This is a genomic window from Limnohabitans sp. Jir72 (genome assembly GCF_003063575.1).
Classification (GTDB): Bacteria; Pseudomonadota; Gammaproteobacteria; order Burkholderiales; family Burkholderiaceae_C; genus Limnohabitans_A.
The window spans coordinates 1-793 of record NZ_NESC01000038.1; the positions used below are offsets into that span (position 1 = coordinate 1).

Below are 793 nucleotides of genomic sequence, written 5' to 3' on the forward strand. Positions count from 1 at the left end.
CCGCTGGTGATGGCGTGGTGCTGGCCGCTGTGCTGGTGCGTGCTTTGCGGTGTGGTGCTCTCGATGCCCGCTGGGCTGGTCAGGACCAAATGCGGTTCACTCAGTTCCGGGAATTTCCCTTCTGTTTTACCGTCCCCTGCAATGGCCTTGTTTTGCGCTTCAATGGCATGGGCTACGTCGCCTTGGTCGCCTTCTTCCTGCGCTTGGTGTTGCATCGCCAAGTCGCCCAGACTGTCGTGCTGGCTTTGGCCGTTTTGTAGTCGCGCTGCAGTCTCGCTCAGGTCGGTGATGTGGCCATTGGCGTTGGGCCGGCCTTCCGTGCTGATGATCAAGCCGTCTTTGGCTCTGACTGCGCCGTGTCCGTCGGTTCTGAGTTCGAAGCCTTCGCCACGGTGGTCTTTTCTTCCCGCGTTGTCTTCGATGCGCGTGATGTGCCCCAGGCTCAAGCTGCTGTGCTGGTGGTCGCTCTTGATTTGCGCCTGGATCTTTTGTTCGGTGTCGTCCAGCACCAGGTGGTTGCTTCTGCCTGCCGCGCTGTTGCCCCCGCCGGGTTTGAGCTCTCGGCTTCTGAAGCCGCTTAAGGCTTGCTGCGCGGGCAGTGCCCAAGGCGGCGTGTTCATCTGGTTGTACACCCGGCCGGTGCAAATGGGCTGGTCCGGGTCTCCGCCCAGAAAGTCCACGATCACTTCTTGCCCGATGCGCGGCACGTGCATGGCGCCCAGTTGGTTACCGGCCCAAGCTGCAGACACCCGCACCCAGCAGCTGCTGTTGTGGTTCTTGGCGCCGTAGCGGT

General features: G+C 61.8%; 1 protein-coding gene. It reads right to left on the reverse strand.

Going from position 1 to position 793, the window contains the following annotated elements; genetic code table 11:
- Nucleotides 1-793 (reverse strand): type VI secretion system Vgr family protein (gene vgrG / locus B9Z52_RS17500; protein WP_146182897.1); only part of this gene is annotated, 793 nt, incomplete at both ends.